This window comes from Alkalimarinus alittae (assembly GCF_026016465.1).
Lineage (GTDB): Bacteria > Pseudomonadota > Gammaproteobacteria > Pseudomonadales > Oleiphilaceae > Alkalimarinus > Alkalimarinus alittae.
Map to the genome: position 1 here is coordinate 443001 of NZ_CP100390.1, position 14183 is coordinate 457183.

The following is a 14183-nucleotide window of genomic DNA, read 5'->3' on the forward strand; positions in this document are numbered from 1 at the left end:
AAATTTCTAGTGTCCCGGCGCGGATCTTTTTCCTGAGCCTGACAAAATGGTTTCTTGTTCAATGGTTCTTATTAGGTTGGCGGCCAGTTGAGTGGGGCTACCTATAAAAGAACTACAGCCGGTGGCTTCTACGGAATCAGGCATAGAACTATTTGCACAGCTATCTGCACTTTGAACCCATATTTTGCAGCCATAAGCCTTTAAGAGGGGAGCCGCAATTGCGCCATCGTTCCCCATGCCACTAAAGACCATTACGTTGCACTTAGCGCCGTAATGATTGGCCACATTTAACATGACTTGATCTATCGATGGTCCGTAAGGGCCTGGCCAAGCCGTGTCTTTAAATTGGATTTTACCTTGTTCGTCGAGCACCATTTCACGTTCAACAGGTACCATTAATACCTGCCCATTAGCGAGAGTATCGCCTTCTTGAGCTTGCTTAAGCTCAAAGCTGGAGTGTCGAGCTAATACTTTTGATAATACTGACGAAAAATTTGCATCAATGTGCTGCGCATAAATAAATGAAACGGGTAGGCCTGCGGGTAACTGGTCTAAGAATTCTTTGACGGCTGCAGGGCCGCCTAACGAGGCCGCAAGTATCCAGATATGGTCAGCGACGCCATTGCCTGAGGTGTTAGATTGGATCGCATTAGAAAGAATGCTAGGTAGTGGTAACGGGCCTTTTTGTTGATCGGTTTCACTATCGAGCTGATCTAAAGAGGCTTCTGAGTCTAGTAGTTCGAGAGTTCCAATCTCATCCCTTAGCTTTGAGAATAGCCTTCTTTCCCATCGGGGATATTCATCGCTTTGTCGCTCGGGTGCTTTTCCTAAACCAAACAGTACACCTGCTTCGGTGGAATCTAGTAGGCTATCGATTAAATCAGGAAATTCTTCTTCATTTTCCAACTCTAAAATCCAGCAGCCGATGCTCTCTAGCTCACTTTCTTGAGCTGACTCAAATCGCACTGGATCGCAACTAATGGCAATTTCAAGCCCACAGCTTGAAATTGCGTGTTGGAGCATGTGGCGTTGCAGTGGGCTGTCTGAAAGAATCCCTATCTTGGGGCGCTCATTTACGCTCATGAGAGGTTAATTAGCTTCTCAATGGTGCTGAGTAGTTCTTTCTCTTGGAAGGGCTTTCCAAGGTATTCGTTAACGCCGATGGACATTGCTCGCTCTCGGTGTTTCTGGCCTGTACGAGAGGTAATCATACAGATGGGAACATCTTTCAGATTTTCATCGTGGCGAACCAGACTGGCTACTTCAAAGCCATCCATTCGAGGCATTTCAATATCGAGCAGCATGACGTCAGGTTTATTGTCCTGCAGCTGAGCTATCGCATCGACACCGTCTTTGGCGGTGATGACATCCATTCCATTTCGCTCGAGTAAGCGAGTGGTTACCTTTCTTACGGTGACGGAGTCATCAACGACCATGACCAATGTTGGTCGCTGTTCAACGGCTGCTGGTGTTTCGACCTCATGTTCTATATTGCTTAGGGCACGACCATCATCGGCACGTATAAGCGCAGGTAAGTCAAGGATGACTACCACGCTACCATCACCGAGTATTGTGGCACCGGATACACCAGGAACCTTACTAAATTGAGCGCCAAGACTCTTAACTACAATCTCACGGCTACCCATTAAGCTGTCAACTTGTAACGCGATAGGGTGGTCCGTTCCACGTACGAGTATGACGGGAAGGGGTAACGGTTGCCCTTGTAGCTTAGGTTTGTGATCGCTGTGAAGTACGTTGCCAAGATACTGCAGGCGGTATTGTTGACCTGCATACTCATAGAGTGGCGCGTCAGGCTTGTAATATTCTTCAAGTTCGTATGGGCTTACTCTTACGATACCTTCAATCGTATTCAATGGTATCGCGTAAAAATCTTCACCAGTATTAACCATGAGGGCTCGGTTAACCGATACCGTAAACGGTAGCCTTACCGTAAATGTAGTACCTGCACCTTCTCTCGAGTCAATGCTGATGTTACCGCCTAGCATTTTGATTTCACTCGCGACAACATCCATGCCGACCCCACGGCCAGAAATTTGTGTCACTTGTTCAGCGGTACTAAAGCCTGCTTTCATGATGAACTGTAAAATATCATGATTAGACAGTGGCGCGCCTTTTTTCATTAGGCCCTGTTTAATGGCTTTCTCGCGAATGACGTCTACGCTAATGCCGCCACCATCATCTTTCATTCGTAGCACGATATCTCCGCCTTCTCGGTTTAGAGAGAGGCTAATATTACCGGCTTCGGGCTTTCCTGCTGCTTTACGTTTTTCGATAGATTCGATACCGTGATCCAGCGCGTTTCTGAGCATGTGCTCTAGCGGTGCAACCATTCTTTCGAGAACGGTACGATCCATTTCGCCTTCTGCATTTTGTACGTCGAACTCTGCTTTTTTGCCAAGTTCTCCACTGATCTGCCGAACGATTCTTCTCAATCTTGGAACCATTGAAGAGAACGGAATCATGCGGGTTTTCATCAGACCTTCTTGCAGCTCTGTATGGATTCTGGACTGCTGAAGTAACAGTGTTTCTGCATCTCTTGCTTTATCTGCAAGGGTTTCTCTTAGATCCAATAGATCGAAGGTACTTTCTGTCAGTGCTCGTGATAACTGTTGTATGGATGAATATCGATCCATTTCCAGTGGATCAAAGTCAGCATAGTCTGGGCCCACACCTTCTTTTTCGGTGCGGAACAGTACTTGTGCTTCTGTTTCCATGTCCATTCTTCGAAGCTGTTCACGAAGACGCTCGATAGTAGATACCATCTCATCAAGGTTGAAACTAAAGTCACTGATCTGCTGTTCTAGTCGACCACGTGTAATACTGGTTTCACCTGCAAGGTTTACGAGATCATCGATAAGAGAAGCCGATACTCGTACTGTTTCTTGTTGTGCGGGTCTAGCTTTCGCAGCTTGTTTAGCTTGGCTTGCAGGCTTCTTCGCGGTTGTTGTAACGCGATCTTGTTGATCGGTTGAAGGCGAAACGGCTGTAGAAGGCACTGATGCTGCCTGTGTATCAGTAGCACCTTGCGCGGTTTCTGGTTGTTCTGCGTCGGTGCTGTTTTCAGATATTGGCTGCTCTAATGCTGGCTTCTTGTGCTCATCAGGTGTTGCCTGTTCAGCAGAGAGTGCTATAAAGCGATGATTAACTTCGGTGACCAGTGAGTTTAGCTTGTCTTGATACTGGTTAACCATGGTATGGAGGTCGTTGTTAAGTCCATCGCCTTTTTCAAGTGCTTCAATGAGCTTACTTTCGAGTTCATGACTGACATTGCCTAGCTCTTTCAGTCCTGCTAGACGAGCACCGCCTTTTAGCGTGTGCAGTAAGCGCTGTATCTCACGATTGAAGTCATCATTACTTGAATCGGTAGACCAGTCTGAGAGTTGCGTGTCGAGTTCTTCGAGTATTTCATTGGCTTCTTCAAGGAATATCTCGAGAATTTCTGCATCGTCAGCATCATCTCTTGCTGCTGCTTCTAGTTCAACGCTCTTATCTGCCTCAATAGTTATAGCGTTTATAGCGCTGATACAGTCGGTAGCAGAAGACGATTTACCGGTACTTTCAAGCTCATTAAGCATCGTGTTAAGCTGCTCTGTACTGCGGCTTGTGATCTTAATAAGTTCAGGGTTATTCGTTGCATTTTGGCCGATAGCAGCCTCAAGCTTATCGTATAAAGCGTCTGCTAAATCTCCGATATTATCTATATCAGCCAGACGCGCACCGCCTTTCAACGTGTGCAATTCACGTTGTAGTTCAACTACGCCGTTCAGGCTTTCAGGTGCTTCGCTCCAGTGATCTAAGCTATCAATAATAGCGTCACATATCTCACGGGCTTCATCTAGGAATATCGACATCAAGTCATCAGCAAAATCTTGCTCGCTAGTGTCGTCGGTCGATATTTCATAAGAGGGCACTTCATCTTCTACAGGCGTTTGCTCTGAAGACTGCGACTCCTCATCTAAGGTGGGGGCTTCTAGTTCAAGTGCACTTTCATCTTCTGGTTCAGTCGTCGTTTCTTCAGCTTCAACAACAGGTTGTTCTTCTGTTGCACTTGTTTCAGACTTTGAGGACGGTGTAGGTACTGGGTCACCATTGGTTAATGCAACCACTGCCGCAATTAAGTCGAGAGCAGGGTAAATGGCTGAGCCGCTTCCTATTTGATCGACCATGGTCGCTAGTTTGTCATGACAGGCTAGCATGAGATCAGAGATTGAGCTGTCGACGACTAGGCCGTTATCAACAATACCTTCGAAAAGGGTTTCAAGCTCGTGGGCTAAGTCACCTAACGGACCTATTTCGGCCATTCGAGCGCCACCTTTTAAGGTGTGAAGCTCGCGTTGCAGTTCTTTAACGTGACTGCTGTCATTAATATCTTCAAGCCATGACTGGAGTAATTCGCCTGTGTTGTCGATAATTTCATTCGCTTCTTCAAGGAATATTTCGACTAACTCAGGGTCTAACGACTCAGACAGAATAGGTTCGACGTCTAATGTTTCGGCTTCGAGCTCTGCTGGTGTATCTTCTTCGGTGGCTGCTTCAACGTCTGGTAGCGCTATTTCAAGTTCATTAGGTTCGTCTGTTTCATCCTCTTCTAGTTCCAGCGTCGGTAGCTGACTTAACGCGTCTTCTGCATCAACTTCTTCATTTACGGCGTCAATAAATTGCTCTGCCGTCTCTTCTGAGAGATCGGTTGACTCTTCCAACGATAATTCAGCTAGAGACTCATCTGCGGCAGTCGTAGAAGGTTCGCCGTCGATTATGGCGGTTATTTGTCCGATTAACTCAGGGGCAGGCTGACTAATTCGTCCTGCTCCGATATCGTCGACCATCGTAGCCAAGCGATCATGAACGCTAAGTGATAAGTCAATAATATGATTGTCGGTGTTAATTTGACCATCAACAATTCTTTCGAAGAGGCTTTCAAGTTCATGAGCTAAATCACCGATGGCTGAAATTTCGGCCATACGAGCGCCGCCCTTAAGCGTATGGAGCTCTCGTTGAAGTTCATTAACTGTTTGATGTTGAGAAGGATCTTCTTGCCATTGTTGAATCAGGTTTCCTGAGTTTTCAATGATGTCATTGGCTTCTTCTAGGAATATCTCTATCAACTCTGGATCAAGGTCCATCGGCGCTTGCTGACTATCTTCAGCAGAAACTGTATCGTCAAGTGGCTCAGACTCTGCAGATGAAGTAGGCGTTGTGGCTTCCTGTTCATCGGTTGTTTCTTCAACTTGATTTGTTGCCACAGGCTCACCTGCGGTAGAAATAACTTGCTGAATTTGTTCAATCAAGTCGACAGCAGGTTTGCCGCTGTTGCCAGATGAAACGTCATCAATGATAGTCGCTAACCTATCATGACAACTAAATAGCAACGTGACTAAAGACGGGGCCGCTACAAGGCGCTGCTCAGTCAAGCCTTCGAATAGCGTTTCTAGTTCATGAGATAGGTCGCCTATCGATGAAATATCAGCTAAGCGTGCACCGCCTTTTAAGGTATGAAGTTCACGCTGAAGCTCAATGAGGAGGTCAGGGTTTGTAGTATCTTCAGACCACTGCTGAAGTAACTCACCCGTGTTATTAACAATGTCATTAGCTTCTTCGAGGAAAATTTCAACCAACTCAGGGTCTAGTAATGAGGCGCTGTCTTCTGCTGTCAATTGAGGTAGTGCAGATGCGGGTTCCTCAATATCTAATGTAGGAATTTCTTCATCGATTTCAAAGCCTGAAAGTGTTGGGATTTCAATTTCAAGTTCCTCATCCAGCTCTTTGAGTGCGTCTTGCTCTAGCTGGGTTTGCTCTTCTGCTGCCTCTGCTTCAGCTGCCGCTTTTTCTCTAGCTTCGTTTTCGGTTACGGCGTTGTCTGCTTGAATATTTAAAATAAGTTCTTTAATTTCAGCAATGAGCTTGTTGTTGGGTTGGGTAGCTAAGCCTGCGGCTACTTGATCCATCAGACTCAATAACGCTTCGTGTCCGTGTGCAATCGTGTCTAGGAATTTGTCATTAGCGACAACATCACCAGACTCAATTAACTCATAAGCACTTTCAAGTAGTTCTGCAAACTCACAAATATCTTCTAAACCGGCAACTTGAGCACCTTGGCTTAGGGTTTTTAGTTCGCCGACTAGTTTTTCGAGCTCTTCACCGGGTACAGGGTTATTGCGCCAGTTATCAAGAATTGATTCGGCGTCAAGCAGTATATCAACACCCTCAGTGAGGAAGATGCTGATGAGTTGTGGGTCGGTGGTTGTGCTTTGAGCTTGTTCAATATCGCTAACATCGGCAAAGGATAATTCACTTAGCTCATTTAAATGCGTGAGAAACTCTTCTGTACCGTCAATATGATGCTGAGGATCGTTGTATAATTGCTCTATCCCTTGCCTTACATAAACAGCAGCTTGCCGTAACATATTCGAAACGGCTGGGTTGGCAGGAATATTAACGGCTCGGGCATCTTTAACAAACTTCTCTACCGGGACAATGATAGCCGCTATTGGACTAATGCCTGCAGTGTTCGCACTGCCTTTTAATGTGTGAAGGGCTCGAGAAATAGCATCGGTAAATGGTATTTCACCTTCTGCTTCTGCGGCCTCTACAAACTCATTGATGGTCTCAAGGTGAGTGTCTGTTTCGCTGCGGAAAATATCTAACAGTACAGGGTCTACGCCGCTATCCGTGTCTAGTTCATTCTCGAGGCTTGAATCATTCGTAGTTGTGCTGCTTTCCGCAGCCAGTGCTGATTCGCCTTGAGCAAGTAAATTGGCGCGCTCAATAAGTGCTGTTACATCGTGTCTTGGCGCTTGTTGCAGCTTAAAGTCTTCGATTAAGTCAGGAAGCAGCTCTGTAGCATTACTTAATGTTTCACCGATTTCGTGGCTCATTACAATCGAGCCATCGATGATTCGGTTCATCATGTCTTCAGCAGCCCAAGATAACTCACCTACAGTCGTTGCGTTGACCATTCTGCCACTGCCTTTTAGGGTGTGGAAAGCTCTTCGCAACTCAGTGAGTGCTTCACTGTTGTCATGTTGATTGATATAGGTTGGCAAGTACTCAGCAATCGTCTCAAGTACTTCTTCTGCTTCTTCTATGAAGATTTCAATGATCTCATCATCAATAAGGTCTTCTTCATCAAAACGAGGAGGTGCAGAAGGGCTACTGACTTCATTGGCAGTATTCGATTCTACTGTGTCTTGTTCAGTTTCATCAGGGGCTTTGCCCTCATCAACGGCCTCAGTAGTGCTTGGCGCTTCAGATAGCTCAATTGCAGGTTCTGATTCTTCGGTATTCGCTACCTTGTTTGCACCTGAGCGCGGCACGCCTGCTAGTACATTAGCTTGATCTATTAAGTCGCTAACATCTTCTGACGGTTGTTTTTCTTTGAAATCGTTAACCAATTGAGGAAGCTTTTGGTTAACCGCTTCGAGCAATGGGAATAATGATGCTGTAACCGAGATGGTATTATCAAGAACACGGTTGAGCATGTTCTCTATTGACCAAGCAAGTTCACCCAGTGTTGCTGCGCCAACTAAGCGACCACTTCCCTTAAGTGTGTGATATGCGCGTCTGAGCTCAACAATGGCATCTTTGTGTTGATGATCTTTGACAAATTTAGGGTAAAACTCTGCAATGGTCGCGAGAACTTCTTCTGCTTCCTCGATGAAAATTTCAATTATTTCATCATCAATAAGTTCTGCATCAGACTCTTTGCTAGGCGCATCAGGTGATAAATCCGAAAGCGTTGTTTCAGCGGAGTCTTCTTTGTTCGAATGGGCTTCGTTGTAAGTCGGTATTTCGCCTGGCGGAAAGCCTAGCTCAGTTACGCTTTCTTCTGCGACTTGAAGAATAAGCTCATTATCTTGAGCGCCTTCAGTGAGTCGTTCGATATAGTATTCAATGCTCGTGATAGCGTCAGCTAATGTGTCTAGCTGCTTCCAGTCAGGTACTGTTTTGTTAGAAAGTAGTGCTTGTTGTATATATTGATTACAGGAGTTGATCAGCTCTGCTGCTTTAGTCAGCGGAATTATCTGTAAGCCGCCACGAAGTCCGTCAAGAATAGCAGGCACGTTTTCAATTTCAGCGTGGTCCCATTGCGAAGCAATAAAGTTAACGATACAGGTTTTCGCTTGTTCCAATCCGTTTCTGGTTTCTCTAAGCACAGCATCATGAGCATTACCGATTTGTTCTGCAGGTATATCTGACTCAGTATTGGCAGAAAAAGGCGAGGCATGCTCTTCGGTCATACCTGATAGCGTCGCTTCGACATAAAGTAGTGCGCCAGCAATGTCCATTAAGGTGATATCTTCAGCTTCACCGCGCTCTTCTATTAATGTTTCAATAACGTCTACTTGTTCTAGAATAACCTTTCTCGGAATACCTAGGCCAAGTACTGCCATTGTATTGGCCACTTGCTTAAGGCCCGGTAATAGCTCCTCAAGGTCGGCGTTGTCTCTAAACTCACCGCGCACAAATAAATCTAACTGGTCTTTTATTCTTGCAAGCTCTTCATTCAGCGCTGCAACTACGGATGCAATTGCTTCTTTATCTGGCCCTTGCATTCGCTGACGTTCTTCGTCGACTTCTTTATCTTTAGGAAGTGACTGGTTCAGGTGGAATCGCTCGCGAACCTTGTTGACGTGTTCAGTATCGGTACTTGATTTTGCAACATAGTAAAGAAGGTGCTTTAAAAGGTCTTCAGGCACGGGTTGCAACAGTACATCGACGCTTTCATCAATTAAGCGCTTAATCTGGTGATCTAAATCACGTAGCAGTGTTTTTGTGGCCGACGTAAGTTCAAGTTCGTTGTCGTCAAATACATCAATAAATGCGATAGCAACAGACCATAATTGGCCTAGTGCTGTGTTTTGGCAGAGACGCTCCACTCGTGTTAATACTTTAACCATGTAGGCTGTATTAGCCTTAACTTCGTTGCCTCGAATAACGCCCGCCAAAGAAAACTGAAACATCTGGCGTAATTTACGAAGGCTGGCCACTACTTTTGGATCTTGTAAACGTTGTACTGCGCCTGCAGGTGTTGCTATACGTGCTGCGGATAGGTCAGGGGTGAATAGAGAGGTGTCAGAAAGCAGTGACTCGCCTCTAGATGCTCTGAGGTCATTGAGAATCGGAAGAATCACTAATGGCAAGTCTTTACGACCTGCATGTAAATGCTCTAAATAGCTAGGGAGCTGCAACACCGCTTGCATCAAGACTTCTACCGCTTCCTGAAGGTCAGGAACGGCTTGGTTAAGCAATGCTTGAGCGAGTTTTTCCATTTCTTCCGCAAGTAATGCGGCGCCATAGAACTCGACCATCTGCAATGTGCCATGCACTTGATGGATGTAGTTCAGGCAGAATCGCATACGAGAAGTGTCTTCTGTATTGTCGACGTAGGCTTCCAGTGCCTGTCTTGCCTGATTTAGTGTGTCATCTATTTCGCCTCGAACCCAGTCGAGTGCTACATAGTCATGGCTATTACCCATAACTTCTCCAGTATTTCTAATTCTTTTCTGGGCGTCGGATGAACGCAAGAGTATTGTCGCTTGGAACCCGTTCTAAATCAGGGTGTTCCCAGTCGACCATTTCACCTTGTCCTAGTACAAGTAATCCACCTGGTACCAGTCTTTCTACCAATCTGCTTAGAATTTCTTTACGTCTCCAACGACGAAAATAAATCAGTACATTTTGGCAAAAAATTATATTCATCCCATGCATGGGTGCGTTGCCGAGATCTAAAATGTTAACTCTTGCAAAACAAACACGATCTTTAATGGCTGGGATTACTTCATACCGGCCATCATTGTGTTTGTTGAAATATTTTTCCCGCTGCGTATCTGCAACTGTTACCAGTTTACGCTCGGTATATATCCCGGCTCGCGCTTTTTCTAGGGCTGGAGTGCTTATATCGGTACCAGTAACACCGTAATAATGCTTGAGCCCTAGCGTATTCATACTTTCACTGAGCAGCATTGCTAACGTATAAGGTTCTTCACCTGTTGAGCAGCCAACACTCCAAACTTCGAGTGTTGATTTTTTAAGGTTATCGATCGGTCGTGTAAGAACATAGTCTGTTACTAGGTTACAAGCGTCTATATCTCTATAGAAACGTGTCTCTTGCACCGTAAGCCGATCAACTAACGTAGTCCACTCGATGATTCCGGTTGGGCCGTTAATTACCTTTTCAAAATACTCTTGATAACCACTGCAACCAATTTCACGCATTCGTGTGCCTAGGCTAGTTTGCAAAAAGACCTTTCGGCCTATTGGCAAGCTCATACCTGTTCGGCTCTCCAGTAGCTCTTGCCACTTTCGAAACTGGTCATTATCCATTTCTGGTAATGGTTTCAAGGCCCACCGAGTAGGTTGAGCCTTGTTATTGTAGTCAGTCATCATATTCACAACAGAGAATTAAAACCTTACCAACTACGCTATGCTGCAGTCTCTGACTCGCCTTCTTCTGGTAGATTGAAGCCTGCTACAGAGCTTCGAAGTTGGTTTGCCATTTCTGCAAGATTACCGATCGATTTCGCAGTTGCGTTGGTACCTGCAGATGTCTGCGATGTGATCTCCTGGATAACGTTCATCGTGTTGGAGATGTGGCCAGCAGATGAAGACTGCTGACGTGCTGCGTTAGATATATTCTGGATCAAGTCTGCAAGGTTCATCGATACGTTCTCGATTTCTTCCAGTGCAACACCCGCATCTTGTGCCAATCGAGCTCCGCGAACCACTTCTGCAGTGGTGTGTTCCATCGATATAACGGCTTCGTTAGTATCGGTTTGGATTGTTTTAACCAGTGCTTCAATCTGTTTTGTTGCGGCAGATGAGCGTTCTGCAAGACGCTGTACTTCGTCGGCAACAACCGCGAAGCCTCGACCCGCATCACCGGCCATCGATGCCTGGATTGCGGCGTTCAATGATAGGATGTTGGTTTGGTCGGCAATGTCGTTGATTAGAGATACGATATCACCGATTTCTTGTGAAGATTCACCTAGTCGTTTGATACGCTTTGATGTTTCTTGAATCTGCTCTCGAATCGTGTCCATGCCTCGAATGGTGTTTTGTACCACTTCGGCACCTTTTTTCGCGATCGCAACCGATCGTTCCGCAACCGCTGATGATTCACCTGCGTTTGAAGATACTTGGTCGATAGAAACAGCCATTTCGTTTACAGCGGCTGATGCTCCTGCAATTTCTTGAGCCTGGTGCTCAGATGCGTCTGCAAGATGCATCGCTGTTGCTTGCGTTTCTTGTGCTGCAGAAGCAACCTGTACGGCGGTATCTCGAATAGCCTTAACAAGACCACGCATTTGGTCGATTGCGAAGTTGATAGAGTCAGCGATGGCGCCTGTGAAATCTTCTGTTACCGTGGCTTCTGTTGTCAAATCACCATCAGCCAGGTCAGCTAGTTCATCAAGTAGTCGCAAGATTGCGTTTTGGTTTTGCTCATTTTGCTCTGTGGTTGTTTGAAGTCGAGCTTGGCTTTCACGGAATAGAGATAAACCAATTAGAACGATAACAAGTATTACACCACCCAAAATAATGTATGCAAGCGTAGGGCTGATAGATCGTGATTCTGCCTGTGTTTGAAACTGGGTAGATAGTGATGTTGTTTCTTTAAGTAGTGCCTGAGAATCTTGGAAGATGTTGTTTGCAGCGGTACGAACCTTAAATAGTTCTGGTGATGTTTCTAGAATCGCATCTACGTTTTCGCTGACAAATTCAAACATTTCTGCGATAGCCTCTAGGCCATATATCGCATCTTCATCGTCAACTCGGCTAATGCCCATGACGTTGTTACCTTCAACCATGCCGTTAAGTACTCGACCAAACAGCTTTGCGTCACGGCCAAATCGGTCAGCGGCGATTACCGCATCTTCATCGCCCGAAAGTACGTTGTTAACACTTCGTACAATACGTTCTGCAAGCAGTGACTGGCGCTGTGCAACCGCGATCTGATCTGCCGGTGCGTCACCTTCTAATAGAATTTGAACAACGTCATCATACTCAACCTGCAGCTGAGGAATGGTCTCGTTAAGTGTTTCGGCAACCAGATGCAAAGATAGTACCGTGTCTTGGTTCGCCAGGATTTGGTCGGTGTTGTTTTTTACTTCGTTCCAACGTTTTACCACGCCTGTTTCTGAGGCTAGGTCGTTAGGCGGAAGGTTTGTTTCGGCGTTACCTTGAACGAGTAGGTTTAGCTTGCGCTCAAAGTCATCACGAGACCGTTTAAGTTGATCAAATGCCTCAGCTTTACCACTCGATGCTTCCGATGCGTTTTTGGCTATTTCCTGAGATAGTACTCGGAGGTCACCTGCATGGCCGGCATATTCTTTGTCGTGGTTACTATCTCTTACGATGACGAATGATACATACGCAAGAAAGAGTAGCAGGGCGACCAACACTCCACCTAATCCAAGGAGGAGCGAGTTGTTGCCCTGGCCTGAATTAAACTTTCCAGATTTACTTTTCATTTTCTGGCTCCCGGCCTCTTATGTTCTAAGTTGTTGTTTTCGAGTGATGGTGAATTATTTTAATACACCGTTACCGCATTTAAATTCTAACTGCCTTTATACTGCTGGCAGTTGCGAATAAATCTTTTACCACTGTGACACGGTGAGAAATTTAGGGTCTTCAGTAAATGTAGACGCACTAAAAACCTTCCAAACCTCATCATTTTTCAAGTAAGCCCCGTTAATAAACGGCGCCATTGATCGTGTAACGTTTTCAACTGTGTCTTTAAATCCATCAACAGCAAAGTACTGCATCCCTAACACACTATCTACGATAAGGCCGCTCAGTACTTCCCCGTGCTCAACGACAAGCACGCGCCTGTCTCTGCTCGAGATAGGTGTTTTGGGGAGCTCAAAGAAGTGACCTAAATCCATGATAGGCAATAGCCGACCACGAACATTGGCTAAGCCTTGCATCCAGCTCTTTACGCCTGGGATTTGTGTATAACGAGGGATATGAAGAATCTCAGTGACTTCACCCATGGGGGCAACAAAATGCTCCCCCCCGAGTGTAAATCCAATGCCACTCCAGAGTTCGACCGCTTCTTCCTGTGCAGGAAGACCTTCTGCGAACGATTTACTTCTCGAAGCGATATCTGAGAGAGCGGCAAAAGGGGCTATCTTTGCAGACATGGTTAGCAGTACTCGATCAATTATGAGAGAAGTTGATTAATGGTGCTAATCAAGTCGTCCTCGTCAACTGGTTTAACAAGGTAGCCTTTTGCACCTTGTCTCGTACCCCAAACGCGATCGGTCTCTTGATCTTTAGTTGTCACGATAATAACTGGGATGTCTGCAGTTTCAGCCGCTCGAGTCAGTTGGCGTGTTGCCTGAAAACCGTTCAAACCTGGCATGACAACATCCATTAGAACTAAATCAGGCTTTTCTGCTCTGGCTGTTGCGACGCCGTCAGCGCCATTGTCTGCGGTAATAATTTCGTGCTTGTGCTTTTCTAATATAGTTGAAATTTTTCTGACTTCAGTTGGCGAGTCATCAACAATTAAAATGCGAGCCATAATTCCCCCGGGTGAATCTCCTGGCTACAAATAAAATATTTTTAAGCAATGTTAAGCTCAAAAAACTGTTCAATCAATCTCTTAGCTATTGTCTGTAAATCTAAGCAGGCAATAGCTAATTAACTGGCAGGTATGTATGTCCGTATGGTACCTAGCAATTCATCCTTACTAAACGGCTTGGTCAAATATTGATCCGAACCGACTATGCGTCCTTTTGCCTTGTCAAAAAGGCCGTCTTTACTTGACAGCATGATGACGGGCGTAGATTTAAACGCACTGTTGTTTTTAATCAGAGCACAGGTTTGATAGCCATCTAACCGAGGCATCATAATATCTACGAAAATGATGTCTGGGTGTGTGTCCGCTATTTTTGCGAGGGCATCAAAGCCATCGGTCGCGGTTATTACTGTGCATCCAACCTTCTTTAATAGTGTTTCTGCAGTACGACGAATTGTCTTACTGTCATCAATCACCATGATTTTCAGGTTCTCAAAATTGTCTTCCATTATCCAACTGCCCTAAGCGTTTAGAAGGTCGTATTATATTTTTTTGTGGCCTGTGGGGCGGCCTGCTAAAGTCTGTGACGGCCAATATGTTAACGTGCATTTTTAACACAGAATTCTAAAGCATTCTATAAACA

Annotated in this window: 7 protein-coding genes; all 7 read right to left on the reverse strand. The window is 45.5% G+C overall.

Annotation, left to right across the window (positions count from 1 at the left end):
- Positions 1 to 6 precede the first annotated feature (6 nt).
- The 7 genes from NKI27_RS01930 to pilG all read right to left on the reverse strand — a co-directional run bounded on the left by NKI27_RS01930 (position 7) and on the right by pilG (position 14049).
- Positions 7 to 1083 carry a chemotaxis protein CheB gene (locus NKI27_RS01930; RefSeq protein ID WP_265048017.1) on the reverse strand — a complete coding sequence of 359 codons (1077 nt, stop codon included), beginning with the start codon at positions 1081 to 1083 and terminating at the stop codon, positions 7 to 9.
- Positions 1080 to 9497, reverse strand: coding sequence for an Hpt domain-containing protein (locus NKI27_RS01935; RefSeq protein WP_265048018.1), 8418 nt, complete (start codon positions 9495 to 9497; stop codon positions 1080 to 1082). The genes NKI27_RS01930 and NKI27_RS01935 overlap by 4 nt, the downstream gene beginning before the upstream one ends.
- A gap of 16 nt (positions 9498 to 9513) precedes the next feature.
- The gene (locus tag NKI27_RS01940; RefSeq protein ID WP_265048019.1) at positions 9514 to 10407 is read right to left on the reverse strand and encodes a CheR family methyltransferase; all 894 of its coding nucleotides are present in this window, start codon (positions 10405 to 10407) and stop codon (positions 9514 to 9516) included.
- A 35-nt stretch (positions 10408 to 10442) separates the two neighbouring features.
- The gene (locus NKI27_RS01945; RefSeq protein ID WP_265048020.1) at positions 10443 to 12488 is read right to left on the reverse strand and encodes a methyl-accepting chemotaxis protein; all 2046 of its coding nucleotides are present in this window, start codon (positions 12486 to 12488) and stop codon (positions 10443 to 10445) included.
- Between the two features lie 126 nt (positions 12489 to 12614).
- Complete coding sequence (locus NKI27_RS01950) at positions 12615 to 13160, reverse strand: chemotaxis protein CheW (protein WP_265048021.1); 546 nt, start codon at positions 13158 to 13160, stop codon at positions 12615 to 12617.
- Positions 13161 to 13180: 20 nt separating this feature from the next.
- A complete protein-coding gene (gene pilH, locus NKI27_RS01955) occupies positions 13181 to 13543 on the reverse strand; it encodes a twitching motility response regulator PilH (RefSeq protein WP_265048022.1) in 363 nt (120 codons plus the stop codon).
- A 119-nt stretch (positions 13544 to 13662) separates the two neighbouring features.
- Entirely contained in the window at positions 13663 to 14049 is a 387-nt protein-coding gene (gene pilG, locus NKI27_RS01960; RefSeq protein ID WP_265048023.1) for a twitching motility response regulator PilG, read from the reverse strand.
- Between the last annotated feature and the right edge of the window lie 134 nt (positions 14050 to 14183).

What these genes read in the sequence shown, in the direction of transcription:
- NKI27_RS01940 (WP_265048019.1), bottom strand. Translation starts at nt 10,407, where the DNA reads ATGATGACTGACTACAATAACAAGGCTCAACCTACTCGGTGGGCCTTG.
- NKI27_RS01935 (WP_265048018.1), bottom strand. Translation starts at nt 9,497, where the DNA reads ATGGGTAATAGCCATGACTATGTAGCACTCGACTGGGTTCGAGGCGAA.
- NKI27_RS01950 (WP_265048021.1), bottom strand. Translation starts at nt 13,160, where the DNA reads ATGTCTGCAAAGATAGCCCCTTTTGCCGCTCTCTCAGATATCGCTTCG.
- pilH (WP_265048022.1), bottom strand. Translation starts at nt 13,543, where the DNA reads ATGGCTCGCATTTTAATTGTTGATGACTCGCCAACTGAAGTCAGAAAA.
- NKI27_RS01945 (WP_265048020.1), bottom strand. Translation starts at nt 12,488, where the DNA reads ATGAAAAGTAAATCTGGAAAGTTTAATTCAGGCCAGGGCAACAACTCG.
- pilG (WP_265048023.1), bottom strand. Translation starts at nt 14,049, where the DNA reads ATGGAAGACAATTTTGAGAACCTGAAAATCATGGTGATTGATGACAGT.
- NKI27_RS01930 (WP_265048017.1), bottom strand. Translation starts at nt 1,083, where the DNA reads ATGAGCGTAAATGAGCGCCCCAAGATAGGGATTCTTTCAGACAGCCCA.